The sequence below is a fragment of the Cupriavidus mimosae genome, from assembly GCF_023952485.1.
Lineage (GTDB): Bacteria > Pseudomonadota > Gammaproteobacteria > Burkholderiales > Burkholderiaceae > Cupriavidus > Cupriavidus taiwanensis_C.
The window spans coordinates 60,456-85,761 of record NZ_JALHRY010000016.1 but is presented as its reverse complement, the minus strand read 5'-3'; the positions used below and the strand labels follow the sequence as shown (position 1 = coordinate 85,761).

Genomic DNA, 25,306 nt, shown 5'->3' with positions numbered 1-25,306 from the left:
GCGGCTCCGGGTGGCTGGCGCGGGCCGGCCGAGTGGCCGGCCCCGCCCACGGCCGTCAGGCGGCCGCGCGCAGCGGCAGGTTCTTCTGCCCCGACTTGCGGTTGGGGGCCATGCCGTTGGCCTGCAGCGTGGCCTCGGCGCTGTCGTACCAGGTGCCGATGCGGTAGATCTCGCGCGCTTCCTGGCCCGAGGCGATCTCGCGGCCCAGCTCGCGCGCCACGCGCACGCATTGCTCGATCTGCTGCACCGAGGTCATGCGCTTGCCGTGCTGGTCGATGATGGTGTCCTCGATGCCGCAGCGCGGATGCAGGCCCATCGCCATCGCCATCATGTTGAACGGCAGCACGTTCTTCAGCAGCGACTCGGCGGTCAGCGTGCAGCCGTCCGGGGCGCGGTGCACGAAGTTGAAGAAGTTGAACGGGTTGGGGCCGTCAAAGCCGCCGCCGATGCCGATCCAGGTCAGGTTCAGCGGACCGGTGTAGACGCCCGCGCGCACCAGCCGCTCGAGCGTTTCCAGCGCATGCATGCCGGTCAGCTGGAAATGCGGCTGGATGCCCGACGCCTGCAGCCGGCGCAGGTGTTCTTCCACCCAGCCCGGGCCGGCCGGCACCGTCATCTCGCGGTAGGCGGCCTGGTAGGCCGGGTGCTCCAGCGAAGTCCCCTTCAGGTACTCCGGATAGAGCAGCTCCATGATGTTCATCTGCGTGGTGTTGATGGCCACGGTGACCTGGTCGGGCTTGGGCTGCAGCTCCGCCAGCATGTGCCGGGTGTCGTCGGACAGCCACTTGGCCTCCTGGCCGTCATCCTCCGGCGCGAACGAGATCGAGCCGCCGACCTGGATGATCATGTCCGGCACCGCGGCGCGCACGCCGGCGATCAGCTCGTTGAACTTGGACAGGCGCTTGGAGCCCTTGCCGTCGAGTTCGCGCACATGCAGGTGCAGCACCGTGGCGCCGGCGTTGTAGCAATCGACCGCCTTCTGCACCTGTTCCTCCATGGTCACCGGGATGTCCTCGGGGAAGTCCTGCGGCATCCACTCGGGGCCATACGGGGCCACGGTGATCACCACCTTGTCCATGTTCTCGGGGTGCAGGGAATCGTCGAGGAATTGCATAGATCGCTCCGGTTGGTTGGTGACTGGAGTATCGGTCAACGGACCGCCGCGATTTGACGATCCGGGACAACCGATTTACATTTCGGGACACTCAGGGAAAGCCCGGAAGCCGCTGTCATGTCCTACTACCTGCGCAGTGCCAGCCTGACCAACTATGTCGAAGTCGCGCGTGCGCTGGGGCTGGACCCGTACCAGCAACTCAGGGCCGCGAAGATCAACCGCTCGGTGTTGCTCGACCCCGATATCCGCATCCCGGCGTCCTCGGTGGGCCGCTTGCTGGATGCGTCGGCGCGCGCCGCCGGGGCCGAGGATTTCGGCCTGCGCATGGCCGAGCTGCGCGAGTTCTCCAACCTCGGGCCGCTGGCCTTCGTGGTGCGCGAGGAACCGACGCTGCGCCGCGCCCTGGAGTCGATGGTCCGCTACATGGGTCTGCAGAATGAATCGTTGGCGATGCGCGTCGAAGACAGCGAAGACCTGGTAATGATCCGCCTGCAGGTCCTCAGCGAAGCGCCGGGCACGTTGCGGCAGGCGACCGACCTGGCGGTGGGCGTGATGTTCCGCATGCTGAAGCTGTTCCTGGGCCCATCGTGGCGGCCGCGCAGCATCTGCTTCACGCACCCGGCGCCGGCCAGCACGGCGACGTACGCGCGCGTGTTCGGCATGGCCGGCTCGTTCAACCAGGATTTCGACGGCATCGTCTGCCAGGCGGCGGACCTGGAAGCGCCCTTGCCGTCGTACGACCCGGTGATGGCGCAACAGGTGAAGCAATATCTCGGCACGCTGCTGGCGCAGTCGACCGCGGCCACCATGCCGGACATGGTGCGCAAGCTGGTGTACGCGCTGCTGCCGACCGGGCTGTGCTCGGTGGAGCGCGTGGCCCAGCATCTCAGCGTCGACCGCCGCACCGTGCACCGGCGCCTGGAGCAGGCGCACACCAGCTACTCCGACATCCTGGCCGAGGCCCGCGCCGACCTGGTGATCCGTTACCTGGAGAACCGCGAGCGGCCGCTTTCAGAAGTGGCGGCGCTGCTCGGCTTTTCGTCGCTGAGCGCGTTCTCGCGCTGGTTCAGCGCACGCTTCGGGCGCAGCGTGTCGGCTTGGCGGACGCAGTCCGGACAGTAAAAAAAGCCGCCTGCGCAACCACGGCGCGGCGGCCATAACGAGCCTCGTCAGGCCGCAAGGCCCGGATCAGAACTTGTGCCGGATCCCCAGCGCCACGCCCACCATGCTGCGTTGCCCGTTGGCCGCGGCATAGCTGTTGCCCAGCGACAGGCTGTTGGCATAGACCGTGGCCAGCGATTCCAGCATCAGCCCGGCATTGCGCGCATAAGCGGTGGACACGTACACGTCGGTGCGTTTCGAGAATGCATAGTTGGCGATAAAGGCCACCTGCCACGGATTGGCCACCTGCGTGTCGCCGAACAGGCTCCTGACGTTGTCGTAGTTGTATTCGAGCGTCAGCCCCACCGCCGGAGTGACTTGGTAGTTGGCGCCGATCCAGTAAAAGTCGTCGCGCTGGATCACCACGTCGGCGGCGTTCTTGTTCTGGCCCCAGCGATAGCCACCCATGATCTTGGCCGGGCCGAAGGTGTAGCTGGCGCCCACCACGGCCTTGCGCAGGGTGCCGTTGCTGGTGCCGATGGTCGGATTCCACTGGTCGTAGCCGACGGTGGCGCCGAAGGGTCCGGCGGCATACGCCAGCGAGGCGCCATAGGCGGTGTCGCGGCGGAACTGTCCCGGCACTTCGCCGTTGCCCCCGATCGGCGTGGCGACGCCGACCGTCTGAGGCAGCGCCAGCCCGACGCCGAACGACCAGTGCGCGCGCGCCGTCAGCGGGCCGAACTGGCCGGTGTACTTGACGGTGTTGTCCTCGCGGAAATTGGCGCCGGCCTGCAGCACCACCGGTTCGTATTGCGTGGCGTAGGCCGTGGGCGAGAAGTTCGCCAGGGCTTCGAAGATCGACGTGTACTGGCGGCCAAAGCTGAGCTGGCCCATGTTGGCCTGGCGCACGGCGACAAAGGCCTGGCGACCGAACAGGCGCCCGCCTTGCTGCAACGCGCCGTTGTCCACGCCGAAGCCGCTTTCCAGCACGAACGATGCCTGCCATCCGGAACCCAGGTCCTCCATGCCGCGCAGGCCCCAGCGCGAGCCGGACAGGCCGCCCGAGTCCATGCGGAACACCTTGTCGCCCGGCCCCCGGTTGAAGCCGTTCGCGGCGACCGGTACGGCGCCGACGCGGTTCACATATTCGACGTTGATGTCGGCCACGCCATACAGCGTGACCGTCGACTGCGCGGCCGCCGCCAGCGGGCACCCCAGTATCAGGGCCATGACGGTGTTTCTGGTTTTCATCTCTCTCCTCCTTGTTGGCCCGGCCTTGGTGGCCGGATGTTCTTGTCGTGACGCGTGCTGCGGCGCGCTCAGGCCTGCTGCGCGACCAGCGTGTCCAGTTCTGCCAGCAGGGCATGGGCGCGTGGCCAGGGACCGTAGCCGGCGGCCGGGTTGAGGTGTCCGACGTTGCCCAGGTCCACCAGCCCACTGCCCCACGCGGCGGCCATTTCAGTGACGCGCGCATGGCTCGCCAGCGGATCGTTGCGGCTGGCCGCCACCAGGCTGGGAAACGGCAACGGCGCCAGCGGCGTCGGCAGCCAGCCGGCTTGCGCCAGCGCTTGCTGCGCCGGATAGCCCGGCGGCAGCGGCTGCGTGAAGTCCGGCGGCGTCACCAGCAGCGCGCCGCGGATGGGGCGGCGGTGCAGCGCCGCCCAATGCACGGTGATCATCACGCCGGCGCTGTGCGCGACCAGCACCACCGGCCCGTCGATGTCCGCCAGGGCGGCATCGAGCGCGGCGACACGGGCAGTGCAGCTGAGCTTGTCGTGCTCCAGCGGCGGCACGCAGCGGGCGTCATGCCCTTGCGCCAGCAACTCGGCCTGCAGCAGGGTCTGCCAGTGCTCGGCGACGTGGTCGCGCAGGCCCGGCACCATCAGGATGGTGGGTGAGGGGTTAGCGGTCATGGTGGAATCAGAAAGGGTCAGGCAGGAACTTAGCGGGGCATGGGTTGGCCATCGAGGCGCCGCAGGTCCGCGGCATAGTGGCGGCGGCCGATACAGAACAGCAGCGTGGCGGCGGCGCCGGCCAGCGGAATCCATTGCAGCGCGCCGGTCAGGCCGATGCGGTCGGCCAGCACGCCGGTGAGGAACGGTCCCGGCGCCAGCCCCAGCAGGTTGTTGATAAGCGTCAGCGTGGCAAACGCGGTGGCGTGGATGGCAGGCCGGGTCAGGTTGGCCACCATCGCGCTGGCCGGGCCGGCGCAGCCGCCCACCACCAGCATGCCCGCCCCGATCAGCACCAGTTGCGCCGTGCCGGCGGGCAACCGGAACGCCGTCATCAGCAATACGCAGCAGACCAGGCTGTAGGCGATGGCCATGTGCCATTTGCGCCCGGGCGCGCGCCGCGCCACGCGGTCGGTCAGCGCGCCACAGACCACCATGCCGGCGCCCGCTACCAGCACCAGCAGCGCCGCCACCACACCAGCCCGGCCGGTTGCCATGCCGTACTCGCGTGCCAGGAAGCTCGGCAGCCACGCCAGCAGCGCGGCCATCACCAGCAGTTGCAAGGCGCTGCCGGCGCAGGCGCATAGCATCGAGGGCAGCGTCAGCAGTTCGCGCACGATCCGGCGCGGCGCCAGCTGGCGCGCCGTGGCCGCGTCGCTGTCGCCGTCCGCGCTGGCAGCGCCAAGGCGCTGCTGCAACCGGCGCAGCCGCTGCTCGCTGATCGTCAGCGCATAGCAGGCCACCATCGCCAGTCCGAACGCTGCCATGCCCGCAAAAGCCATGCGCCAGCCGAAATGCGCGGACAGAATGCCGCCCAGTCCCATGCCCAGCACCGAGCCGAACGCGCCGCCGGCGATGAACGCGGCGCTGAGGCTGGCGCGCAGGTGGCGCGGGAACACCGACACCACCACCGCGATGCCGACGCTGCCGTAGGCGGCCTCGCCGATGCCGACGCACAGCCGCGCCAGGAACATCTGGCCGAAACTGCCCGCCACAGCGCAGCCCAGCGTGGCCAGGCTCCACAGCGTCGCCATCAGGATCAGGCTGCGCACGCGGCCCCAGCGGTCGGCCAGCAGCGACAGCGGAATCGCCAGCACCCCCACCATCAGCGCCACCACTCCGCCGAGCGCTCCCAGTTCCGTATCCCCGAGCTGCCATTCGGCCTTCAGCAGCGGAAACACGGCATTGAGCACCTGGCGCGACATGTAGTCCGACAGCAGCAGCGCAAAGGTCAGCGCAAAGACCAGCCACGCATAGCGCGTTCCGGCGGCCGCGGGGGCGGCTGACGCGGGCGCGGCGGATGCGGCGGCAAGGGCAAGGCGGGATCTTGGCATCGGGTGTCTCCGGAAACCGGCCGGCGGTCTTCGCGCCGCCGTGCCTTCAGGGCCCGCGCGGAATGGCGGGCAAGCGCAGCCAGTATCTGGCGATCGGGACCGCGCGGTTTGATATTCCGGGACGTACGCTTGACATTACGGGACAGGTGGGGAAAACGCCGAGACGAAAAAAAACCGGCACCCGAAGGTGCCGGCTTGTGACTGTCGCGCTCCCAGGCGAGGGCGCCGCGGGCCTTAGTCTTCCAGCTTCGGCAGCGAAGCGCTGACCTGCGTCGACAGCAGGCCGGTCTTGGCATACGTCTGCAGCTTCTCGCGCGTATCGACGATATCCAGCGTGCGCATGGTCAGCTGGCCGATGCGGTCCAGCGGCGTGAACATCGACTCGCCCTTTTCCATGGTCAGCCGTTCCGGCTTGTAGGTCAGGTTGGGCGAAGTGGTGTTCAGGATCGAGTAGTCGTTGCCGCGGCGCAGTTCGATGGTGACCTCGCCAGTGATGGCGCCGGCCACCCAGCGCTGGGCGGTTTCGCGCAGCATGATGGCCTGCGGGTCGAACCAGCGGCCCTGGTACAGCAGGCGGCCCAGGCGGCGGCCGTTGTCGCGGTACTGCTCGATGGTGTCTTCGTTGTGGATGCCGGTGATCAGGCGCTCGTAGGCGATGAACAGCAGCGCCAGGCCCGGGGCTTCGTAGATGCCGCGGCTCTTGGCCTCGATGATGCGGTTCTCGATCTGGTCGCTCATGCCCAGGCCATGGCGGCCGCCGATGCGGTTGGCTTCCATGAACAGGTCGACGGCGTTGGCGAAGGTCTGGCCGTTCAGCGCGACCGGCTGGCCTTCCTCGAAACGCACCGTGACTTCCTCGCGCTTGACTTCGACGTCATCGCGCCAGAACTGCACGCCCATGATCGGCTGGACGATGCGGATGCCCGAATCCAGGTGCTCCAGGTCCTTGGCCTCGTGGGTGGCGCCCAGCATGTTGGAGTCGGTCGAATACGCCTTCTCGGCCGACATCTTGTAGTCGAAGCCGTTCTGGCGCATGAACTCGGACATTTCGGCGCGGCCGCCCAGTTCGTCGATGAACTGCTGGTCCAGCCACGGCTTGTAGATCTGCAGGCCGGGGTTGGTCAGCAGGCCGTAGCGGTAGAAGCGCTCGATGTCATTGCCCTTGAAGGTGCTGCCGTCGCCCCAGATGTTGACGCCGTCTTCCTTCATCGCGGCGACCAGCATGGTGCCGGTGACGGCGCGGCCGATCGGGGTGGTGTTGAAGTAGGTGATGCCGGCGGTGGAGATATGGAAGGCACCGCACTGCAGCGCGGCGATGCCCTCGGCCACCAGCTGCGCGCGGCAGTCGACCAGGCGGGCTTCCTCGGCGCCGTAGGCCTTGGCGCGGCGCGGGATGTCGTCGTAGTCGGGCTCGTCGGGCTGGCCCAGGTTGGCGGTATAGGCGTAGGGGACGGCGCCCTTCTGGCGCATCCAGAGGAGTGCCGCGCTGGTGTCAAGGCCGCCGGAGAAGGCGATACCGACGCGCTGGCCGGTAGGAATGTGCTGCAGGATGGTAGTCATCGCCAGAAATCAATGTGAATTTGTCGGCTCTTGGGCGGGCTTCCACTGCGTCGGCCGCAAGCGGTCGGGGGCGGCGGGAAGCACGGCGACGCGGCCGGCCGAGTCACGTGCCGAGTCAGTGCCAAACGCGAATTGTGACACGGCAGCGCCCACGCGCCAAACGCGGCGGCTGGCGGGGGCGCCGGCGCCACCCCGGCCGCGCCGGCCGCGGCCCGGCCATACCGTTCAAATCCGGCGAACGCGCCTTTCAAAACTCTCGACTGGTTCGGCCCGATACCCCTCCCTATACTGCGCCGCACTGTTATCGGAAAGCGGAGTCGTCATGCTGCATCGCGCCCTGGAAGGCGTCCGGGTCCTGGATTTGTCGCGCATCCTGGCCGGCCCCTGGTGCACCCAGAACCTGGCCGACCTGGGCGCCGAGGTGACCAAGGTCGAACACCCCGAACGCGGCGACGATACCCGCGGCTGGGGGCCGCCCTATCTCGACGCACCGGCCGGGGCCGAAGGCGACCCGCGCCTGTCGGGCTACTTCATCTGCTGCAACCGCGGCAAGCGTTCGCTCGCGATCGACTATGGCACGCCCGAAGGCGCGGCGCAGGTGCGAGAGCTGGCCCGCGATGCCGACGTGCTGGTCGAGAACTACAAGGTCGGCACGCTGCGTCGCTACGGACTGGACTACGACGCGCTCAAGGCGCTCAACCCGCGCCTGGTCTACCTGTCGATCACCGGCTTCGGCCAGAGCGGGCCGATGGCTGACAAGCCCGGCTACGACTATGTGTTCCAGGGCATGGGCGGGCTCATGAGCTACACCGGCCAGCCCGACGGCACGCCCGGCGCCGGCCCGCTGCGCACCGGGGTCGCGGTGGTCGACCTCAGCACGGGCATGTATGCCACCTCCGCGGTGCTGGCCGCGCTGTACCAGCGCCAGGCGACCGGCGTGGGCGCGCATCTGGACATCGCCCTGCTCGACGTCGCGGTGGCGATGAATGCCAACCAGGCCGCCAACTACCTGGTGTCGGGCCAGAACCCGCAGCGCAGCGGCAACGCCCATCCCAATTGCGCGCCGTATGAAGTGTTCCGCTGCGCCGATGGCCACCTGATCCTGGCGATCGGCAATGACAGCCAGTTCGCGCGCTTCTGCGCCGTGGCCGGCATGCCGGATCTTGCGCAGGACCCGCGCTACGCCACCAATTCCGCGCGCATCGAACACCTGGACGCCTTGCGCGCGCGGCTGACCGAACTCTTTCCCACCCGCACCCGTGCCGCCTGGACCGAGGCCTTCGACGCCGCCGGCGTGCCCTGGGGCCCGATCCACACCATGGACGAAGTCTTCGCCCATCCGCAGGTCAGGCACCGCAAGCTGATGCAGGTGGCCGAGCACCCCGTGATGGGGCGCGTGCCGATGGTGCGCAACCCGATGCTGGCCGGGCACGAAGCCCCGCCAGCACCGCCCCCGCTGCTGGGCGAACACAGCCCCCAGCGCTGACCGTACTGCGACGACATCTATAACCCCGACCCGGAGACATCCCGATGAAGCCAGCCCTTTTCGCCATGGCCCTGCTCGGCATTGCCAGCAGCGCGCACGCCGCCTATCCCGAGCGGCCGATCAAGCTGATCGTGCCCTACGCGGCCGGCGGCACCACCGACATCATCGCCCGCATCGTCGGCACCCGCCTGGGCCCGGTGCTGGGCCAGCCGGTGGTGATAGAAAACCGCCCCGGCGCCGGCGGCGCGGTCGGCAGCGCCTACGCGGGCAAGCAGCCGGCCGACGGCTACACGCTGGTAATGGAGGTGGAAAGCTCGCACGCGGTTAACCCCAACGTCTACCTGAAGACCGCCTACGACCCGGTCAAGGACTTCGCGCCGATCAGCAACCTGGCCGACGTGCCTAACGTACTGGTGGTCAATCCCGCCTTCCCGGCCACGGACCTGGCATCCTTCGTCAAGCAGCTCAAGTCCAACCCCGGCAAGTATTCGTTCGGCTCGTCCGGCAACGGCGGCCTGAGCCACATGAACGGCGAACTCTTCATGAATGCCACCGGCACGCGCATGCTGCACGTGCCCTACAAGGGGCTGGGCCCGGCGCTCAACGACGCGGTCGCAGGCCAGATACAGGTGGTGTTCGACAATATCCCGTCGTCGTCAGGGCTGATCCAGGGCGGCCGCCTGAAGCCGCTGGCGGTGGCCGCCAGGCAGCGCCTGAAGGTGCTGCCCAACGTGCCCACCTATGCCGAGGCTGGCCTGCCGGCGATGAACAACCCGTCGTGGTTCGGCCTGGGCGCGCCGGCGGGCACGCCCGCCGCCATCCTCGACCAGCTCAACGACGCGGTGCGCAAGGTGCTGGCCGAACCGGAGGTGGTCGCCGCCATCGAGAAACAGGGCGCGATCCCGGCACCGACCTCGCGCAAGGCCTTTGGCGACCTGATCCGTGGGCAGAACGCGCACTGGAAGCAGGTGGTCGAGGCCATCCACTTCACCAAGCTCCAGTAAGCCCAGAGGACCGACATGAGCACACTTCAGCAGGAACCGCATGCCGGCGTCGAGATCGACGCGCGCGGCATAGCCACCGTCACCATCCGCGAGGCAGGCTCGCTCAATATCCTGAGCACACCCGTGATCGCCTCGCTCACGCGCGCGATCGAAGCGCTGGGCGCCCATGACGCGCTGCGCGTGCTGGTGCTGCGCGGCACCGGCGACAAGGGTTTCATCGGCGGCGCCGACATCAAGGAAATGGCCGCGCTCGACCGCGCCAGCGCCGAGGCCTTTATCAGCGGCCTGCGCCGGTTGTGCGATGCGGTGCGCCACCTGCCGGTGCCGGTAATTGCGCGCATGCCGGGCTGGTGCCTGGGCGGCGGGCTGGAACTGGCGCTGGCGTGCGACCTCCGCATCGCCGCCGACACCGCGCAGCTGGGCATGCCGGAGGTGAAGGTCGGCATCCCGTCGGTGATCCATGCCGCGCTGATGCCGCGCCTGATCGGCAATGCGCGCACCGCGTGGATGCTGCTGACCGGCGAGATCTCCGACGCCGCCGAAGCGCTGCAGTGGGGGCTGGTCAGCCGCGTGGTGCCGCTGGCCGGGCTGGACCTGGAAGTCGAGCGCGTGGCCGCGCTGCTGGCGGGCTTTGGCCCGGTCGCGGTGCGCCAGCAGAAGCGCCTGCTGCGCGAGTGGGAAGACGCGCCGCTGGAGGTCTCGATCGGCAACAGCGTGAGCGAGTTCGGCAGCGCCTTCGACACCGGCGAGCCGCAGCAGCACATGGCCGCCTTCCTGAACCGCAAGCGCTGACGGGCTAAGCGTGGGACAGGCAGTTACGGCGCCGTGGCCGCCACGGCGCCGCCTTCGCGCGTGGCTACCACGCGCGGATCGTTGAGCAGGAACTGCGCAAAGGCCTCGGCAAACGCGGGCAGCTTGCCGTCGGCGCGCACGATCAGGTTCAGTTCGCGCAAGGCCCACGGCTCGGCCAGCCGCACCCCGGCCACGCGCGCCTCGCGCAGCGCCTGCGCCGCGACACTGCGCGGCACCAGCGCCACGCCGACGCCGGCCTCGGCGAGCGACAGCACCGCATCGAAGCTGTGCGCATGCAGGCGTACATTGGGGCCCTTGCCGGCGCGCTGCGCCATCTCGCGCAGGAACAGGAAGTTGCTGCTGGTGCGGCTCATGCAGACAAAGTCGAACGCCAGCGCCGCGCCAAAGCGCACCTCCGGCTCGCGCGCCAGCGGATGCTCCGCCGCCATCACCAGGATCAGCTCGTCGCGCGCGTAGCGCACCGAACGAACGCCGACCGCATCGTCGCCGGCGTGGGAATCTCCGGCCAGGATGCCGACATCGGCCTCGTGCGCGGCCACCGCGGCCAGGATAGCCTGGCTGGCACGTTCCTCCAGGTCGATATTCACATCCGGATTGGCCAGCAGGAAGCGGCTCACGCTGGGAATGATGAAGCCGTTGAGCGAACTGCTGTTGGCCAGCAGCCGGATATTGCCCTTCAGCCCGGCGGAGAAGCGCCCCACCTCGCCATGCATGCGCTCCACTCCCAACAGCAGTTCGCGCACATGGACCAGCAGGGTTTCGCCCGCCGGCGTCAGCTCCATGCCGCGCGCGGTGCGCACGAACAACGGCGTGCCCATGGCGTGCTCGAGGTTCTTCAGCCGGTAGCTTGCCGCCGATGCGGTGATGTGGGTGGCCGATGCGCCGCCCGACAGGCTTTGCGCATCGGCAATGGCCTGGAACAGGCGCAGGTCGGTCAGTTCGTAACGCAAGGCAACTCCATCTGGGCCGCGGCGGTCGAAACGGTGGCGATGGGCGGCGGTCTAGCGGGCCATTCTAGTGCACCGCCCTGCCGCCCTGCCCCCAGGGACCCATTGCGCATTCGATGTGGACGCCGTCCATTTTCTTTGCTAAGGTATTGTGGACGGCGTACACAAAGCCTGTGCGCCATTGCCGAGACCTGCGGCCCTACAGCCCCACAGGCCGCCCCTTCAAGGAGTTGTCATGCAAGTCCAGCCCTATCTGTTTTTCGAAGGCCGTTGCGATGAAGCGGTCGAGTTCTACAAGCAGACCCTTGGCGCCAAGGTCAACGCCCGCATGACCTTTGCCGACAACCCCGACGCCGGCAAGGGCGGCGAAGGCTGCCAGCCCGGCGCGGGCGCGCAGGACAAGGTCATGCACCTGGAATTCCAGGTCGGCGACAGCATCATCCTGGCCTCCGACGGGCAGTGTTCGAACCAGGTCGCCTTCCAGGGTTTCGGCCTGGCCATCACCTTTCCCGACAAGGCCGGGGTCGAGAAGGCCTTCAACGGCCTGAAGGAAGGCGGCCAGGTACTGATGCCGCTGGACAAGACCTTCTTTGCCGACCAGTTCGGCATGGTGGCCGACCGTTTCGGCATCATGTGGATGCTGCTGACCGCGCCAAAATAAGCCAGCGAGCAGGTTCCCGGCCGGCGGCGCGCTTCGGGCCACAGCCCGGCGATGGGTTTACAATGCGCGCCGCCCGCCGGAGAAACCTAGCCATGGACGATCGCATCAACGAACTCGAAATCAAGCTCGCCTTCCAGGAAGACCTGCTCGATACCCTGAACAGCACCGTGGCGCGCCAACAGCAGCAGATCGACCTGCTGCAGGAGCAGTTCCGCGCGCTGTACCAGCAGGTGCGCAGCGCCGCCACCACCGCGGCCGAAGCCGACCCCGCGCAGGAAATTCCCCCGCACTACTGAGCCGGACGGCGCGGCGCCTGGCATACCCGTGGCCGATGTGACGGAACGCCGCCCCTGCCGCGGCAGTCTGACAGGCTGATCCCATTTGCCGCGTCGCCCCATGGCGCGCCCGATCCGCCACATGCGCCTGAAACTCTCCCTGATGCTTGCCGCCGCCTGCATCGCCGCTCCGGCCGTTGCCGGCTACAACATCTGGACCGGCGAATACTCCCTGAGCCGCCAGGAACTGCAGACCGAACTCGACAAGCGCTTTCCCGCAACGCTGCGCTACGCCGAAGTCGTCAGCGTCCAGCTCAGCCATCCACGGCTAGTACTGGATGAAGCCAGCAACCGCATCACCACCCACGTCGACGCACGCCTGACCAACGCCCTGCTGCCTTCGCCCCCTGTCGACGGCAAGCTGGCCCTGAACAGTGGCATTCGCTATGACGCGACCCGGCGCGCGGTGCTGCTCGACAACCCCACCGTGCAGCAGGTCGAAGTCGCCGGCATGGGGCCTTATCGCGAACAGCTAAACGCCATCGGCGCCGTGGTCGCGCAGCAGCTGCTGAAGGACTATCCGATCTATACCTTCAAGCCGGAGGAACTGCGCGTGGGCGGCAAGGAGGTAGAACCGGGGGCGATCACGGTGGGCAAGGATGAGGTGCGGGTAGAGGTGAAGCAGCGGTAGGCGCGCCTTCGGGCAGCGCCTCTCCCCCTGCTCCACCTACCGCTTCATCAGCGCTTGGTGCCGCGGAACACCAACCCCAACCCCGCCAGCACCGCGCCCATCCCCGCCAGCGCCAGCGGCGCCATGCGGTTGCCCAGCAGCAGGTAATCCAGCGCCGCGGTGCCTGCCGGCACCAGGTAGAACAGGCTCGTCACGTTGACCAGGTTGCCGGCATGGATCAGGCGGTAGAACAGCAGCGTCGCGCCGATCGAAATCCCCAGCGCAAGCCACAGCAGCGGCGCGGCGAATGCCAGCGAGGCTTCGAACGCGAAGGGCTGGAACGGCAGGCACAGCAGGCAGGCCGCCAGGCTTGCGCCGTACTGCAGCGGCAGCACTTCGGCGGGCGCGCGCGGGCTGCGTTTCTGCAGGATGGCGCCAACCGTCATGCTGGCCAGCGAGGCCAGCGCGCACAGCACGCCCGCCGGCGACAGCCTGGCCAGCAGCAGGCTGTCGGCGACGACCATGGCCAGTCCGGCGAACGCCAGCGCCAGGCCGCCCAGGCGCGTGGCGCTGGCGCGGCCCTCGGTCAGCAGCAGCGTCAGCATCGGCTGCGCGCCCAGCACCGTGGCCAGCACGCCGGGCGTCATGCCGTGGTCCAGCGCCAGAAAGTAAAAGACCGCGTAGCCGCCGATCAGCAGCAGGCCCGCGCCGGCCGTGTGCAGCCGCTCGCCGCGCGGCGGCAGCAGGCGCCCGCGCGCCAGGCCGAGCGCGCCCAGCACGGCGCAAACCAAGGCAAAGCGCAGCGTCAGCAGGGCAAACGGGGTGGCGTGGTCGAGCGCCAGCCGCGCCGCGATGGCGCCGCTGCTCCATAGCAGCACGAACAGCGGCGTGGCCCAGAGGGCGGTGGATGTGGTGCGCGTGGTGAGCGCGTCGCGCGCGGCGTCGAAGCGCGCCGCGCAGTCTTCTTGGTTGGTCATGGCTTGTCATCTGTCGTCAGCTTGGCGGGCTCCGGCAACGCGCATCGGCATGCGGCCACGGCACGGCGACAGCGCGCACGGGCGTGCGGCGGCCGTGCGCGCGGGCGCACGAAGGCGGGATTACCGGAGACGAGAAGGGCTGGGGCGCGTGCCCGTCAGCCGCGCGGCGGCGGCGGGTGTGCACCGCCGCAGAACGGCGGCGGCGGCGCGACAGATGCGAACGCAGGCTGGCGACGCGGGCACGGCAACGCGCGGCCCGGAGGCGCGGCGATGACGGGGCGTTGGCGGTCTGCGGTCATGGTGGGAAGCGGAAGCCTTGAAGAAAGACCGAGCGGTGTCGATCAAATTGGTGTGGCGATGCTATGCCTGCACGGCGCTCGCGTCAACGGGATCCTGCGCCGTCCTGCTCCAGCCGCGACACCAGCGCCCGCAGCGCCGGTGCGCAGCCGGCCTCGACCTTCAGCGCCAGCATGGCGTCGGCACGCGTGGTGCCCAGGTTGAGCGCGGCCACCGGCTTGCCCATCTCGCCGGCCCAGACGCAGAAGCGGTAGCCCGAATAAACCATCAGCGACGACCCCACCACGAGCATCGCATCCGCTTCGGCCAGCGCTGCGCGCGCGGCATCGACACGCGCGCGCGGCACGGAGTCGCCGAAGAACACCACGTCAGGCTTGAGGATGCCGCCGCAATGGCTGCAATCGGGCACCTGGAACTGCGCGAACAGCGGCGATTCGAAATGCACGTCGCCATCGGCGGCGGGCGGCGCGATCACGTCGCGCAGCGCGGCGTTGCGGGACACCAGCCAGTCCTGCAGGCCGGCGCGGTCGTGGCTGGCGCCGCAGTCCAGGCAGATGGCGCTGGCCAGGCTGCCGTGCAGCTCGATCACGCCCTGGCTGCCGGCGCGCTGGTGCAGGCCGTCGACATTCTGCGTGACCAGCGCCGTCATCCGGCCCTGCGCGCCAAGCCGCGCCAGCGCGTGGTGGGCATCGTTGGGCCGTGCCTGCCCCGCCAGCGGCCAGCCGAGCATGCTGCGCGCCCAGTAGCGCTGACGCCCGGCATGCGAGCCGAGAAAGGCCTGCAGCGTGATGGGAGGCGAGCGTTGCCACTGGCCGCGTGCGTCGCGATAGCCGGGAATGCCGGAATCGGTGCTGATGCCGGCGCCGGTCAGCACGAACAGGCGCGGGTGGCGCTGCACGAAATCGAACAGCGTCGCCCCGGCTGCCGCCGCTACCTGCGATGGCTGCATCGTCAGGGCGCTCAACTGGCTTGATCCTCGGCATGGCGAGCGGCCTGGCGCGCCTCCCAGGCCCGCAGCGCCTCGCGGTAGCGGTCCAGCTCCTGGTAGTAGTAATCGAAGATGCAAGGATCGCAGCCGGAGCCGCAGCACTCGCCGTCGGCGGGCCGCTCGGGCGGCTCCGGGCGGGGATCGTCAGGGGTAAGCGTGGAACCGGTTACAGGGACTACAGGGGACACTTGAGACACTTGCGGATCGCGCGCGCGGCGCCATGGCAGACCAGCCCCCAGTATATTCCGGCGCGCCCGCCGGCGTCCGGCGGCCCCGCCGCCCCACCTGGCAGCGCCGGGAGCCGATCTGAATACTTCCGAGCCGCGTGTTGAATTGTTTTTGCGCACGGCGCGGCGCAGGGCCCGCACAACACGTTTTGCCGGAAGATAGCCGGACTTCCCCCACGGCAACCGGCCTGGTGGCGGATTGCGACCCTGATCGAGCCATGAAGGCAGTTCCACACCATTGCTTGCGCCGCGCCGGCATGATGCGCCTGGTTGCCGCCATCGCGCTGGGCGCCGGCACCGCGATGGCCGCGGAGCCCCCGGCGCCCGGCCACGACGCCGGCGCTGCCGCGGACCTTGCCGCCCCTGCAGGCGCGCCGCCCGCCGCGGCCGGACGCCCGCGCATCTGCCTGGTGTTGTCGGGCGGCGGCGCGCGCGGCGCCGCGCATATCGGCGTGCTCAAGGTGCTGGAGGCGATGCGTATCCCGGTCGACTGCATCGCCGGCACCAGCATGGGCTCGCTGGTCGGCGGCGCCTACGCTACCGGCATGGGGCCGGCTGAAATGGAACAGTTGGTCAGCGGCCTGAGCACCAACAAGCTGTTCAAGGAACGGCCGCCGCGCCAGGACCTGAGCGTGCGGCGCAAGCAGGACGACTTCACCAACCTGCTCACGCCGGAGATCGGCTTGCAGGCAAGTGGCGTGCTGCTGCCGAAGGGCGCGGTCTCCGGCGTGCAGCTGGAGACGGTGCTGCGCCAGCTGGCCAGGACCCCGGGCTACCGCGATTTCGACCGCTTGCCGATCCCGTACCGCGCGGTGGCGACGGACCTGGTGGCGGGCACGGCGGTGGTGTTCAGCGAGGGCGAGCTGGCCAACGTAATGCGCGCCAGCATGTCGGTGCCGGGGGCGGTGGCCCCGGCGGAATACGAGGGCCGGCTGCTGGTCGACGGCGGGCTGACCGACAACTTGCCGGTGGGCGTGGCGCGCAGCATGGGCGCCGATATCGTCATCGCGGTGAACCTGGGCACGCCGCTGATGAAGCGCGAGGCGCTGACCTCGGTGATCGGCGTGACCGGCCAGATGCTCAACATCCTGACCGAGCAGAACGTGCGCGCATCGCTGGCCTCGCTGCGGCCCACCGACGTGCTGATCGAGCCCGCGCTGGGCGATTTCTCCGCGATGGACTTCGACCACCTGCCGGCCACCATCCCGATCGGCGAGACCGCCGCGCGCAAGGTCGCCGACCGGCTCGCGCCGCTGGCGCTGCCGCCGGCGCAGTATGCCGAGCTGCGCGCGGCCCAGCAGGCGGTGCAGCCGCCCGACACCCGCCCTGTCGACGAGATCCGGCTGGCGCCGCTGCATCGCGTCAACCCCGACTATGCCACCGCGGTGATGCAGACCCGGCCGGGCGAGCCGATCGACCAGGCCGCGCTGGACCAGGACATGCGCCGCCTGTTCGGCACCGGCGACTTCGAGCACGTCAACTACGGCATCCTGGAAGAGCCCGGCAGGCGCGTGCTGACGGTCAATGCGGTGGAAAAATCGTGGGGCCCCGACTACCTGCGTTTCGGGCTGGGACTGAGTTCGGACTTCCGCGGCGACGCCTACTTCAACCTGGTGGGCAGCTACCGGCGCACCTGGCTCAATGCGCTGGGGGCGGAATGGCGCACCGACGCGCAGGTGGGCCAGACCTCGGCGCTGAGCAGCGAGTTCTACCAGCCGCTGGACACGCGCCAGTTCTTCTTCATCGCGCCGCGCATCGAGCTGGAGCGGCGCCCCGTCAATGTGTTCCAGGGCAGCACGCGCATCGCCACCTACGACGTGCGCCGCTTTGACTTCGCACTCGACGTTGGCAGCCAGTTCACCAAGTACGGGGAGCTGCGCGTCGGGGTCCAGACCGGCTCGGAGCACGCCACCCTGAGCACCGGCCCCGCGTCGCTGTCGCCGGGTCCGGGCAGCATCCGGCGCGGGGCCATCACCGGCCGGCTGTTCTTCGACCAGCTCGACAGCGTGGACTTCCCGCGCTTCGGCTATGCGGGCGGGGTGCGGATCTACGCCTCGCAACCCGGGCTCGGCGCCGACCGGTCCTATGTCAAGGCGCAGGCCGACGGCATCTATGCCCATTCATTCGGCGACCATACGCTCTCGTTTGGCTTCAAGGTCGGCGGCAATCCCGGCGGCAAGCCGCTGCCCAACTACGACCAGTTCCAGTGGGGCGGTTTCCTGCAGCAGTCCGGCTACGCGACCGGGCAGCTGATGGGCGGCAACCTGCAGTTTGCGCGGCTGGTGTACTACAACAAGCTGGCGCGGCAGACCCTGCTGCAGGGCGTCTACGCCGGCTTCTCGCTGGAGGCAGGCCGGGTGGGAGATCCGCTGGTGCCGGGCAGCCCGACCGGGTTGCTCAAGTCCGGCTCGCTGTTCCTGGCGCTCGATAGCCCGCTCGGGCCGCTGTACCTGGCCTATGGCCGCGCGGCGGCCGGCACCTTCAGCTTCTACCTGTACCTGGGCAAACCGTTCTGATGCGGCACGGCAATGTGCGCCTGCCGTACCCCACCAAAGTTGTATGTAATGTCTTAATTCAAATGTCTATACTTTTCCTGTCACCAAGACCCCCTCTTGAATGACAACCTTCCCCGGTCGCCGCTTCCCCAGCGGCGACTTTTTTATGGGCGCGCGACCGACGAGGGCGCGCCTATAATCCCTGCCTTGGGCTGCACTTGCGGCCGCCTCCGCGCGTACTCTTCATGCAGATCGACTTCCAGCATTTCACGCCGTGGCTTTCGCTCGCCGGCGGGCTTGTCATCGGCCTCGCGGCGGCGCTGATGATCCTTGGCCTGGGCCGCATCGCCGGCATCAGCGGCATCGTCGGCGGCCTGCTGCGGCTGCCGCATGGCGACAGCGCATGGCGCGTCGCCTTTGTCATCGGCCTGCTGCTGTCGCCATGGCTGGCCACCGCCTTCGATGCCATGCCCGCGGCACGCATCGACGCGGGCTGGACCGAGGTGTTGGTAGCCGGGTTGCTGGTCGGCGTGGGCACGCGCTATGCCGGCGGCTGCACCAGCGGCCATGGCGTATGCGGCCTGTCGCGCGGTTCGGTGCGTTCGCTGGCGGCCACCGTGACCTTCATGGCGGCCGGCTTCCTGACGGTGCTCGTGCAGCGCCACGTGCTGGGGGGCTGAGCCATGGGCACGCTGCTGGCGTTGCTGGCCGGACTGGTGTTCGGCATCGGCCTGATCCTCTCCGGCATGGCCAACCCGGCCAAGGTGCTGGGCTTTCTCGACCTCGCGGGAATGTGGGACCCGTCGCTTGCCTTCGTCATGGCCGGCGCGATCGGGGTGGGCGTGGTGGCCTTTGTGCTGGCGCGCCGGCGCCAGCGCTCGTGGCTGGGGCTGCCGATGCAGTGGCCGGCGCTGGCCGCGGTCACGCCGCGCCTGCTGCTGGGCAGTGCCGCCTTCGGCGTGGGCTGGGGCCTGGCCGGCTTTTGCCCCGGCCCGGCGCTGGTCGCGCTGGGTGCCGGCTATGCCAAGGCGTGGGGCTTTGTCGCGGCGATGCTGGCGGGCATGGCGCTGTTCGAAGTGGCCGAAGCTCTGGCCGGGCGCCGCCAATGACGCGGCGCAGCATGCAAGCAGTACTGGCCCGCAGCGCCGGAGCGGTTTACCATTGCGCGATAATCGAACGACCGTAGACCACCCCAGCCTCCCATGGATGTCCTTCGCCCCATCGGTCTTGGCCATGCCCAGGCCGACACCGTCCGCGTTGCCCGGCCCCAGGCCGACCTGCTCGCCAGCTTTGCCGGCGATCCCAATTTCATGCTGTCGCTGGCGCGCGGGCTGACCGTGCTCGAAGCGTTTTCCGAGCGCAAGCGTCCGCTGACAATCTCGCAGGTGGCACAGCGCACCCAGCTGTCACGCGCTTCGGTGCGGCGCTGCCTGTATACGCTGGAGCAGCTGGGCTATGTCAGCCAGCAGGACGGGCAGTTCGCGCTGCGTCCGCGCGTGCTGCACCTGGGGCATGCGTATTTCTCGTCGACCTCGCTGGTGTCGCTGGCGCAGCCGATCCTGGACAACCTGAGCGCGCGCATCCACGAGACCTGCACGCTGGCGATCCTGGACGGCACCGACATCCTGTACCTGGTGCGCTCCGAGGTGCAGCGCGTGCTGAACTATTCGCTCGGCATGGGCAGCCGCCTGCCGGCCTATTGCACCTCGAACGGCCGGCTGCTGCTGGCGCACCAGCCCGCCACGGTGCTCGACGGCTTCTTCGAGCATGCCGAGCTGCGCCCGCGCACGCTGCAGACCAAGGTCTCGCGGCAGGAGCTGGAAGCCTGCTTCGAGCGTGCCCGCGAAGTGGACTATGTGATCGTCGATGAAGAGCTGGAGCCCGGCCTGCGCGCCATGGCCGTGCCGGTGCGCTCGGCCTCGGGCATCGTGCTGGCTGGGCTGAGCGTGAGCGTGCGCGCCGCGCGCGTCTCCGAAGCGGACATGATCACGCGGCTGCTGGCGCCGATGCGCGAAGCCGCCGCCGCGATCGGCCGGATGATCGGCTCCTGATCCTGACACTTGCTGTTTGCCGGGTTGCCGGCACCAGCGGCCACACGCCGGGCCGGCAGCCGTTGCGCCGGTGACTCCGTCTTCGCCGGGGCGGCGACTCAGCCGCGGTGCGCCAGTTCGAGCGCGAACACCAGCCGCTGCAGGAAGTTCTCCATGCGCCCGTCCGGATTGACGAAGGCGCAGCCGAAGTGGTGGATGGCGCTGTCGTCGTGGCCTACCAGCCAGTGGCCGACCACCTGCATGTCCACCTCCAGCTTGCCCAGCTCGCGGAAGTCCAGCCGGCACTTCGCCACCGTGGTCCCAACCGGCAGGTGGTCGGCGGTGACGGTCTTGGAGCGCAATCCCACGCCGGACAGCGACAGGTCGGCGATATCGAGGCCCAGCACGGCCTTGTCCGGCATCGGCATCTCGCAGCGGTAGCCCTTGGTCACCAGCGTGCGTGCGCGGAAATGGCGGCGGCGCTGGAAGTGATAGAGCTTTGCCGGAAACTCGACGACGAAGGCGGGACCGTCCTCATAGCGCGTGGCCGCCGGCTGGCCCACCACGAAGTTGACCGGCACGCCGCGCAGCAGCCCGGAGAACGCGTTCTCTTCGGAAGTCATCAGCGACATCCGTTCGGGCTCGGCATTGCACCAGTCGAACACGAAGGTGCGGTTGACCGGGTCGACATGCAGGATCGAGGTGACGAACTGATGCGCGGTGCGGGTGCGCACGCTCAGCATGCACTTCTGCCACGCCAGGTCGCGCAGCACCGTGCCGATCTGCGAGTTGTGGGTCAGGCGATAGCGGTCGTCTGCCGGGTCGGCTTCGGCGTCGACTTCGGCGTCGTGATCGGCGGGCCCGGGGGCGTCGTGCTGGTTCATAGGTTCACGCAACATCTGGAGGGGCTGGGAGCGACGGCGATGGCACAGCCGCGGACCAGCCGGAGCCCGTCGGCGGCACCGGCCTGCCGGCTGCGCGCCGCATGTTAAGCGCCTGCACCATTAGCCGGCAAGACCGATGATCTCACTTCGGCAAATCTGTGGCAGAACTTGAGGACAGACTTCCGGGGGGTAGCGCCTGGCGCGGCTTTCAGGCCTGCGGCGCCGGCGCGAGGGTGGCCTGCGCCGCTTCGCGCAGCCATGCGAGCAGGGCAAGCCGGCGCGTGTCGTGCTCGAACGGCGCCGGCGACAGCAGGTGGTAGGCCGAGCCATCGGCCGCAAAGCCGAACGGTGCGGCCAGCCGGCCGTCGGCGATCTCGTCGGCAGCCATCAGCTGCGAAGCCATGGCCCAGCCCAGGCCTGCCGCAGCGGCCTGCAGGCTCAGATAGAAGTGCTCGTACCAGGCGTCGCCGTGCAGGCCCAGGCGGCCCGCGTCATCGGGGCACGCCGCCTGCCAGCGCTGCCACGCCTCGGGCCGCGTGCGCGTGTGCAACCGCACCGGCGCCACCGCCGCATCCTCGGCGGCTTGAGGCCGGTACACCGGACCCACGCGTTCCTGCGCCACCTCGCGCGCATGCCAGCGCGCATCGAAGGCAAAGTCGTTGCGCCGCAGCGCCAGGTCGGCGCCGCTGCGCGCAAAGTCGATCGGCCCGCCCGCCGCCATCAGGTGCAGCGGAATGTCGGGATGGCGCGCGGCAAAGCGCGGCAGCCGCGGGATCAGCCAGCGCATGGCGATGGTCGGCTCGCACGACAGCACCAGGGCCCGCCCCGTCGGTTGCTTGCGGATGCGCGCGGCCGCCGCGGCCAGACCCTCCATCGACTGCGTCGCCGCCGCAAACAGTGAGCGCCCCGCCTCGGTCAGGAAGACGCCGCGGTTGCGCCGCTCGAACAGCGCCACGCCAAGCGTGTCCTCCAGCTGGCGGATCTGCCGGCTGACCGCGCCATGGGTCAGGTGCAGCTCCTGCGCCGCGCGCGCAAAGCTCTCATGGCGCGCCGCGGCCTCGAAGAATCGGATCCATCCCAGCCAGTGCATCGGTCAGTTTTTCTCACGGAATCGAGCGAGTATATATCGGTTGTGGGGGTGCATTCCGGCACGCAGAATTGGGTACGCTTTGGTCCCCACCAACCGGGACCGGCCCGAAAACACAACATATCCTGACGCAACATGCCCCCTCTCGCCGAATCCCTGGCGGTCGCCGCGGTGACCGTGCTGGCAGTAATCAGTCCCGGCCCGGACTTCGCCATGGTCACCCGCAACAGCTACCTGTACGGCCGCCGCGCCGGCTTGCTCGGTGCACTCGGCATCGCCCTGGGCGTGCAGGTGCATGTGCTCTATACGATGTTCGGAGTGTCGCTGCTGATGGCGCACGCGCATGGCGTGCTGACGGTGGTGAAGGCGCTGGGCGCCGTCTATCTGATTTGCATCGGCCTGCAGACGCTGCGCAAGCGCGACGCGCTGACGGTGGACCTGCACGGCGGCCGCGCGCTGGCCCCGCTGGCGGCGCTGCGCATGGGCTTCCTGACCAATGCGTTGAACCCCAAGACCACGCTGTTCGTCGTCAGCACTTACACCCAGGTGGTGGATGCCCACACCCCGGCTCCGGTGCAGTGGGCCTATGGCGGGTTCATGTCGGTGGCGCACCTGGCGTGGTTCAGCGTGGTGGCGTGGGTGTTCACCGCGCCGCCGCTGCGCGCGGCCATGCTGCGGCGCCAGCGGCTGCTGGACCGCGCCATCGGCTCGGCCCTGTGCGGACTGGGCGTGGCGCTGGGCTTCAGCAACCTGGCGTAGGGCTTTGCGCCGACAGCTGCCAGGCCTGGCGCAGCAGGTGTTGCGGGCCCTGCGGACCGAGCCGGCTTTCGAACAACACCAGCCGCGCGACGCGCCACGGCGCGCTGGCCAGGGTGCGGTGAGCATCGAGCCACGCGCGCAGCGCGCTCTCGGGCACGGTCGGCTTGCAGCGGGCCAGGGTCACGTGCGGATGGAAGCGCCGCCGCTCCGGCGGAAAGCCGGCGGCGTGCGCCAGGGCCTGCCCCACCTCGGCGTGCATGGCGCGCAGCGCGTCCAGTCCGGGACCGGGCGCGAGGCCGGCCCACAGCACCGATCCCGGGCCGCTGCGGAAGCGCCCGGTGCCGTACGCCTGCAGCGTGAACGCGGGGGTGCGCAGCATCGCGAGCTCGGCACCGAGTTTTTCGACGGCCTGTGCCGCCTCGCCCAGGCCTTCGCCGATGAAGTGCAGGGTCAGGTGGACCTGCGCCGGCGTGGCGGCGCGCACGCCGGGCGCGGCAGGAAGCGTCGACAACAGCCCCACCGCCTGTGCCGGCGGTACTTCCACCGCGATGAACAGCCGTGCCATCGCTGCGCGGCGGGCCTCAGCCCGTGGTGGCGGCGATGCCTTCGCGCCGCAGCAGGGCGCGCTTGCGCTCGATGCCGCCGGCATAGCCGGTCAGCGCGCCGGCGCTGCCCAGCACGCGATGACAGGGCACGATCACCGACAGCGGATTGCGGCCGACCGCGCCACCGACCGCGCGCGCATGCGTGGGCGGCAGCCCGAGCGTGCGCGCCAGTTCGCCGTACGAAGCGGTGGCGCCGCACGGGATCTCCAGCAGCGCCTGCCACACGCGCTGCTGGAACGGACTGCCGCCAAAGCGCAGCGGCACGGTAAAGGTGTCGCGGCGGCCGTCGAAATACTCGGCCAGCTCGGCGGCGGCGCGCTCCAGCACCGTGGCGTCGGCCGCAGGCACGTCGCGGCTGTCGGCAACGCCGGCGGGATGGTACTTCTGCCCCGCGAAGAAGACTCCGGTCAGGTGCCCGTCGCGCGCACGCAGCAGCACGGTGCCCAGCGGGCTGTCGATATGGCGATAACTGGTCATGGGAGGGTCTCCGGTTGCGCCGCGGCCGGCGGCGAGTCCTTCATCGCTTCGTAGCGATGCCACAGGTGGATCGCGGCGTAGGCCCGCCACGGCGCCCATTGCGCAGTGCGTTCGTGCATCGCGCGCACGGTGCTGACGCCCAGCACCTTGCGCAGCGCATAGTCGGTGCCGGGGAAGGCATCGGGCCAGCCCAGCGCGCGCATGGCGACATACTGCGCGGTCCAGTCGCCGATGCCGTCGATCTGGCGCAGCGCCGCCACCGCCTGCTCCGGCGCCGCATGCGGGTCGAGCCCCAGCGTGCCGTCGGCCACGCGGCAGGACAGGGCGTGCAGGGTGCGGGCCTTGCCCGGCGACACGCCGGCCTCGCGCAGCGCAGCGTCGGGCAATGCCGCCAGCGCGGCCGCGTTCGGGAAGGTATAGCGCAGGCCCTCCGGCGGCGCGCCGCCCAGCGCCTGCCCGGCGCGCTGGGCCAGCGCGGCCAGGATGCGTCGCGCCTGCACCACCGAAATCACCTGCCCGACCACGGCGCGCACCGCGATCTCGAAGCCGTCGACGCAGCCCGGCAGGCGCACGCCGGGCATCGTCTCGGCCAGTTCGCCCAGGTGGCGGTCCACCACGTCGGGGCGGCAGCCCAGGTCGCACAGCCGGCGCACCTTGCCCAGCGCTTGCGGAATCACGCGCGCCAGCGACGCCGACAACGTCACCCGCAGCACCAGCCGGCGCGGCACATGCTCGATTCGCACCCAGCCGAGGTGGGCGCTGCCGCCGGCTTCGACACGCAAGGTGCGCAGATAGGCGCCATCGCGGATGGCTTCGATGCCGTCGACCGCGCGCGTGGCCAGGAAGCGCAGCCATGCGTCCCAGGCAAAGGGCGGCCGGTAGCCGAGCTCGAATACCAGCCGGTCGGCCACGCCCTCAGCGGCACGCCGCCGCAACGCCAGCGGCGTCAGGCCGTAGCGGGTCTTCAGCACATCGTTGAAGCGGCGCACGCTGCCGAAGCCCGCCGCCAGCGCCACGTCCGTCACCGGCAGCGCGGTATCGGCCAGCAGCCGCTTGGCCAGCAGCAGCCGCTGGGTCTGCGCGTACTCCAGCACCGACACGCCGAACTGCGCGTCGAACAGCCGCCGCAGGTGGCGCTCGGTCACGCCGATGCGCGCCGCCAGCGCGGCCACGCTGCCGTCGGCCATGAAGCCCTCATCGATCAGCGTGGCGGCGGCCTGCGCCAGCCGGCCGGAAATATCGGCCAGGCCATGCCCCGGCGCCAGCTCCGGGCGGCAGCGCAGGCACGGGCGGAAGCCATGCTTCTCGGCCGCGGCGGCGCTTTCATAGAACGAGCAGTTCTCGCGCTTGGGGGTGCGTACCGCGCACACGGGGCGGCAATACACGCCGGTCGACGAGACGCCCACGAAGAATCGTCCGTCGAAGCGGCGGTCGTGCGAGGCCACGGCCTTGTAGCAGGTGTCGGGATCGAGGTTCATGACGGCATGCTACCGCCAGATGCCGGCGCGCATCCGCTGGTTTCGGACATTTCCCTCTGGCGCGCGCGGGTGGGTTGGGGCACAG

General features: G+C 69.5%; 26 protein-coding genes. 12 read left to right on the top strand and 14 right to left on the bottom strand.

Annotation, left to right across the window (positions count from 1 at the left end; translation table 11 throughout):
- Positions 1–55: 55 nt before the first annotated feature.
- Positions 56–1,114 carry a beta-keto acid cleavage family enzyme gene (locus MKD50_RS24905; RefSeq protein ID WP_092315018.1) on the bottom strand — a complete coding sequence of 353 codons (1,059 nt, stop codon included), beginning with the start codon at positions 1,112–1,114 and terminating at the stop codon, positions 56–58.
- 117 nt (positions 1,115–1,231) lie between these two features.
- On the opposite strand from MKD50_RS24905, the gene MKD50_RS24900 reads away from it, so the two are divergent.
- Positions 1,232–2,236, top strand: coding sequence for an AraC family transcriptional regulator (locus MKD50_RS24900; RefSeq protein ID WP_240071313.1), 1,005 nt, complete (start codon positions 1,232–1,234; stop codon positions 2,234–2,236).
- Between the two features lie 66 nt (positions 2,237–2,302).
- Here MKD50_RS24900 and MKD50_RS24895 read toward each other — a convergent pair whose 3' ends face one another.
- From MKD50_RS24895 to argG, 4 genes are all read right to left on the bottom strand, one after another.
- Complete coding sequence (locus MKD50_RS24895) at positions 2,303–3,466, bottom strand: porin (RefSeq protein WP_115699277.1); 1,164 nt, start codon at positions 3,464–3,466, stop codon at positions 2,303–2,305.
- 68 nt (positions 3,467–3,534) lie between these two features.
- Positions 3,535–4,128: an RBBP9/YdeN family alpha/beta hydrolase gene (locus MKD50_RS24890; protein ID WP_240071316.1), complete on the bottom strand. Its 594-nt coding sequence runs from the start codon at positions 4,126–4,128 to the stop codon at positions 3,535–3,537.
- 29 nt (positions 4,129–4,157) lie between these two features.
- Entirely contained in the window at positions 4,158–5,501 is a 1,344-nt protein-coding gene (locus MKD50_RS24885) for an MFS transporter (protein WP_252669121.1), read from the bottom strand.
- Between the two features lie 234 nt (positions 5,502–5,735).
- Positions 5,736–7,061, bottom strand: coding sequence for an argininosuccinate synthase (gene argG, locus MKD50_RS24880; protein WP_012357049.1), 1,326 nt, complete (start codon positions 7,059–7,061; stop codon positions 5,736–5,738).
- A gap of 322 nt (positions 7,062–7,383) precedes the next feature.
- Between argG and MKD50_RS24875 the strand changes: the two genes are divergently transcribed.
- The 3 genes from MKD50_RS24875 to MKD50_RS24865 are packed head-to-tail and all read left to right on the top strand — an operon-like array spanning position 7,384 to position 10,343.
- Positions 7,384–8,547, top strand: coding sequence for a CaiB/BaiF CoA transferase family protein (locus MKD50_RS24875; RefSeq protein WP_252669119.1), 1,164 nt, complete (start codon positions 7,384–7,386; stop codon positions 8,545–8,547).
- Positions 8,548–8,591: 44 nt separating this feature from the next.
- Complete coding sequence (locus MKD50_RS24870; protein WP_252669117.1) at positions 8,592–9,551, top strand: Bug family tripartite tricarboxylate transporter substrate binding protein; 960 nt, start codon at positions 8,592–8,594, stop codon at positions 9,549–9,551.
- 15 nt (positions 9,552–9,566) lie between these two features.
- Positions 9,567–10,343, top strand: a complete 777-nt coding sequence (locus tag MKD50_RS24865; RefSeq protein ID WP_252669115.1) for an enoyl-CoA hydratase — start codon at positions 9,567–9,569, stop codon at positions 10,341–10,343.
- A 23-nt stretch (positions 10,344–10,366) separates the two neighbouring features.
- On the opposite strand, the gene MKD50_RS24860 is transcribed toward MKD50_RS24865, so the two are convergent.
- The gene (locus MKD50_RS24860) at positions 10,367–11,314 is read right to left on the bottom strand and encodes a LysR family transcriptional regulator (protein WP_252669113.1); all 948 of its coding nucleotides are present in this window, start codon (positions 11,312–11,314) and stop codon (positions 10,367–10,369) included.
- Between the two features lie 232 nt (positions 11,315–11,546).
- Between MKD50_RS24860 and MKD50_RS24855 the strand changes: the two genes are divergently transcribed.
- The 3 genes from MKD50_RS24855 (at position 11,547) to MKD50_RS24845 (ending at position 12,938) form a co-directional block, all read left to right on the top strand.
- Positions 11,547–11,972 (top strand): VOC family protein, encoded by a 426-nt coding sequence (locus tag MKD50_RS24855; protein ID WP_112776197.1) that lies wholly within the window; start codon positions 11,547–11,549, stop codon positions 11,970–11,972.
- Between the two features lie 92 nt (positions 11,973–12,064).
- Positions 12,065–12,268 (top strand): SlyX family protein, encoded by a 204-nt coding sequence (locus MKD50_RS24850; RefSeq protein ID WP_115699284.1) that lies wholly within the window; start codon positions 12,065–12,067, stop codon positions 12,266–12,268.
- A gap of 121 nt (positions 12,269–12,389) precedes the next feature.
- A complete protein-coding gene (locus tag MKD50_RS24845) occupies positions 12,390–12,938 on the top strand; it encodes a DUF1439 domain-containing protein (RefSeq protein WP_115702373.1) in 549 nt (182 codons plus the stop codon).
- A gap of 47 nt (positions 12,939–12,985) precedes the next feature.
- On the opposite strand, the gene MKD50_RS24840 is transcribed toward MKD50_RS24845, so the two are convergent.
- From MKD50_RS24840 to MKD50_RS24830, 3 genes are all read right to left on the bottom strand, one after another.
- On the bottom strand, positions 12,986–13,894 hold the full coding sequence (locus MKD50_RS24840; protein ID WP_252669111.1) for a DMT family transporter: 909 nt from the start codon (positions 13,892–13,894) through the stop codon (positions 12,986–12,988).
- Positions 13,895–14,276: 382 nt separating this feature from the next.
- Positions 14,277–15,140, bottom strand: coding sequence for an NAD-dependent protein deacetylase (locus tag MKD50_RS24835; protein ID WP_252669166.1), 864 nt, complete (start codon positions 15,138–15,140; stop codon positions 14,277–14,279).
- A gap of 11 nt (positions 15,141–15,151) precedes the next feature.
- Positions 15,152–15,376, bottom strand: a complete 225-nt coding sequence (locus MKD50_RS24830; RefSeq protein WP_371925393.1) for an oxidoreductase-like domain-containing protein — start codon at positions 15,374–15,376, stop codon at positions 15,152–15,154.
- 248 nt (positions 15,377–15,624) lie between these two features.
- Between MKD50_RS24830 and MKD50_RS24825 the strand changes: the two genes are divergently transcribed.
- The 4 genes from MKD50_RS24825 (at position 15,625) to MKD50_RS24810 (ending at position 19,952) form a co-directional block, all read left to right on the top strand.
- On the top strand, positions 15,625–17,922 hold the full coding sequence (locus MKD50_RS24825; protein WP_252669110.1) for a patatin-like phospholipase family protein: 2,298 nt from the start codon (positions 15,625–15,627) through the stop codon (positions 17,920–17,922).
- A 224-nt stretch (positions 17,923–18,146) separates the two neighbouring features.
- Positions 18,147–18,581 carry a YeeE/YedE family protein gene (locus MKD50_RS24820; RefSeq protein ID WP_115699289.1) on the top strand — a complete coding sequence of 145 codons (435 nt, stop codon included), beginning with the start codon at positions 18,147–18,149 and terminating at the stop codon, positions 18,579–18,581.
- A gap of 3 nt (positions 18,582–18,584) precedes the next feature.
- Positions 18,585–19,010 (top strand): DUF6691 family protein, encoded by a 426-nt coding sequence (locus MKD50_RS24815; protein WP_115699290.1) that lies wholly within the window; start codon positions 18,585–18,587, stop codon positions 19,008–19,010.
- 93 nt (positions 19,011–19,103) lie between these two features.
- A complete protein-coding gene (locus MKD50_RS24810; RefSeq protein ID WP_062803923.1) occupies positions 19,104–19,952 on the top strand; it encodes an IclR family transcriptional regulator domain-containing protein in 849 nt (282 codons plus the stop codon).
- A gap of 98 nt (positions 19,953–20,050) precedes the next feature.
- Here MKD50_RS24810 and MKD50_RS24805 read toward each other — a convergent pair whose 3' ends face one another.
- Together MKD50_RS24805 and MKD50_RS24800 are read right to left on the bottom strand one after the other, a co-directional pair.
- Positions 20,051–20,830 (bottom strand): flagellar brake protein, encoded by a 780-nt coding sequence (locus tag MKD50_RS24805; protein ID WP_115699291.1) that lies wholly within the window; start codon positions 20,828–20,830, stop codon positions 20,051–20,053.
- Positions 20,831–21,023: 193 nt separating this feature from the next.
- The gene (locus MKD50_RS24800; RefSeq protein WP_252669108.1) at positions 21,024–21,905 is read right to left on the bottom strand and encodes a LysR family transcriptional regulator; all 882 of its coding nucleotides are present in this window, start codon (positions 21,903–21,905) and stop codon (positions 21,024–21,026) included.
- A gap of 132 nt (positions 21,906–22,037) precedes the next feature.
- Between MKD50_RS24800 and MKD50_RS24795 the strand changes: the two genes are divergently transcribed.
- Positions 22,038–22,661, top strand: coding sequence for a LysE family transporter (locus MKD50_RS24795; RefSeq protein WP_252669106.1), 624 nt, complete (start codon positions 22,038–22,040; stop codon positions 22,659–22,661).
- Here the strand turns inward: MKD50_RS24795 and thpR are convergent.
- The 3 genes from thpR to MKD50_RS24780 are packed head-to-tail and all read right to left on the bottom strand — an operon-like array spanning position 22,645 to position 25,221.
- Positions 22,645–23,226 (bottom strand): RNA 2',3'-cyclic phosphodiesterase, encoded by a 582-nt coding sequence (gene thpR, locus MKD50_RS24790; protein WP_252669104.1) that lies wholly within the window; start codon positions 23,224–23,226, stop codon positions 22,645–22,647. The two genes, MKD50_RS24795 and thpR, sit on opposite strands and share 17 nt — an antisense overlap.
- A gap of 16 nt (positions 23,227–23,242) precedes the next feature.
- Positions 23,243–23,743: a methylated-DNA--[protein]-cysteine S-methyltransferase gene (locus MKD50_RS24785; RefSeq protein ID WP_252669102.1), complete on the bottom strand. Its 501-nt coding sequence runs from the start codon at positions 23,741–23,743 to the stop codon at positions 23,243–23,245.
- Positions 23,740–25,221, bottom strand: a complete 1,482-nt coding sequence (locus tag MKD50_RS24780) for an AlkA N-terminal domain-containing protein (protein WP_252669099.1) — start codon at positions 25,219–25,221, stop codon at positions 23,740–23,742. Before MKD50_RS24780 ends, MKD50_RS24785 begins: the two co-directional genes overlap by 4 nt.
- Positions 25,222–25,306: the final 85 nt, after the last annotated feature.

Bases quoted from the DNA above. Each gene is read 5' to 3' on its own strand.
- MKD50_RS24905 (WP_092315018.1), bottom strand. From the start codon at position 1,114: ATGCAATTCCTCGACGATTCCCTGCACCCCGAGAACATGGACAAGGTG.
- MKD50_RS24900 (WP_240071313.1), top strand. From the start codon at position 1,232: ATGTCCTACTACCTGCGCAGTGCCAGCCTGACCAACTATGTCGAAGTC.
- MKD50_RS24895 (WP_115699277.1), bottom strand. From the start codon at position 3,466: ATGAAAACCAGAAACACCGTCATGGCCCTGATACTGGGGTGCCCGCTG.
- MKD50_RS24890 (WP_240071316.1), bottom strand. From the start codon at position 4,128: ATGACCGCTAACCCCTCACCCACCATCCTGATGGTGCCGGGCCTGCGC.
- MKD50_RS24885 (WP_252669121.1), bottom strand. From the start codon at position 5,501: ATGCCAAGATCCCGCCTTGCCCTTGCCGCCGCATCCGCCGCGCCCGCG.
- argG (WP_012357049.1), bottom strand. From the start codon at position 7,061: ATGACTACCATCCTGCAGCACATTCCTACCGGCCAGCGCGTCGGTATC.
- MKD50_RS24875 (WP_252669119.1), top strand. From the start codon at position 7,384: ATGCTGCATCGCGCCCTGGAAGGCGTCCGGGTCCTGGATTTGTCGCGC.
- MKD50_RS24870 (WP_252669117.1), top strand. From the start codon at position 8,592: ATGAAGCCAGCCCTTTTCGCCATGGCCCTGCTCGGCATTGCCAGCAGC.
- MKD50_RS24865 (WP_252669115.1), top strand. From the start codon at position 9,567: ATGAGCACACTTCAGCAGGAACCGCATGCCGGCGTCGAGATCGACGCG.
- MKD50_RS24855 (WP_112776197.1), top strand. From the start codon at position 11,547: ATGCAAGTCCAGCCCTATCTGTTTTTCGAAGGCCGTTGCGATGAAGCG.
- MKD50_RS24850 (WP_115699284.1), top strand. From the start codon at position 12,065: ATGGACGATCGCATCAACGAACTCGAAATCAAGCTCGCCTTCCAGGAA.
- MKD50_RS24845 (WP_115702373.1), top strand. From the start codon at position 12,390: ATGCGCCTGAAACTCTCCCTGATGCTTGCCGCCGCCTGCATCGCCGCT.
- MKD50_RS24840 (WP_252669111.1), bottom strand. From the start codon at position 13,894: ATGACCAACCAAGAAGACTGCGCGGCGCGCTTCGACGCCGCGCGCGAC.
- MKD50_RS24835 (WP_252669166.1), bottom strand. From the start codon at position 15,140: ATGCAGCCATCGCAGGTAGCGGCGGCAGCCGGGGCGACGCTGTTCGAT.
- MKD50_RS24825 (WP_252669110.1), top strand. From the start codon at position 15,625: ATGAAGGCAGTTCCACACCATTGCTTGCGCCGCGCCGGCATGATGCGC.
- MKD50_RS24820 (WP_115699289.1), top strand. From the start codon at position 18,147: ATGCAGATCGACTTCCAGCATTTCACGCCGTGGCTTTCGCTCGCCGGC.
- MKD50_RS24815 (WP_115699290.1), top strand. From the start codon at position 18,585: ATGGGCACGCTGCTGGCGTTGCTGGCCGGACTGGTGTTCGGCATCGGC.
- MKD50_RS24810 (WP_062803923.1), top strand. From the start codon at position 19,104: ATGGATGTCCTTCGCCCCATCGGTCTTGGCCATGCCCAGGCCGACACC.
- MKD50_RS24805 (WP_115699291.1), bottom strand. From the start codon at position 20,830: ATGTTGCGTGAACCTATGAACCAGCACGACGCCCCCGGGCCCGCCGAT.
- MKD50_RS24800 (WP_252669108.1), bottom strand. From the start codon at position 21,905: ATGCACTGGCTGGGATGGATCCGATTCTTCGAGGCCGCGGCGCGCCAT.
- MKD50_RS24795 (WP_252669106.1), top strand. From the start codon at position 22,038: ATGCCCCCTCTCGCCGAATCCCTGGCGGTCGCCGCGGTGACCGTGCTG.
- thpR (WP_252669104.1), bottom strand. From the start codon at position 23,226: ATGGCACGGCTGTTCATCGCGGTGGAAGTACCGCCGGCACAGGCGGTG.
- MKD50_RS24785 (WP_252669102.1), bottom strand. From the start codon at position 23,743: ATGACCAGTTATCGCCATATCGACAGCCCGCTGGGCACCGTGCTGCTG.
- MKD50_RS24780 (WP_252669099.1), bottom strand. From the start codon at position 25,221: ATGAACCTCGATCCCGACACCTGCTACAAGGCCGTGGCCTCGCACGAC.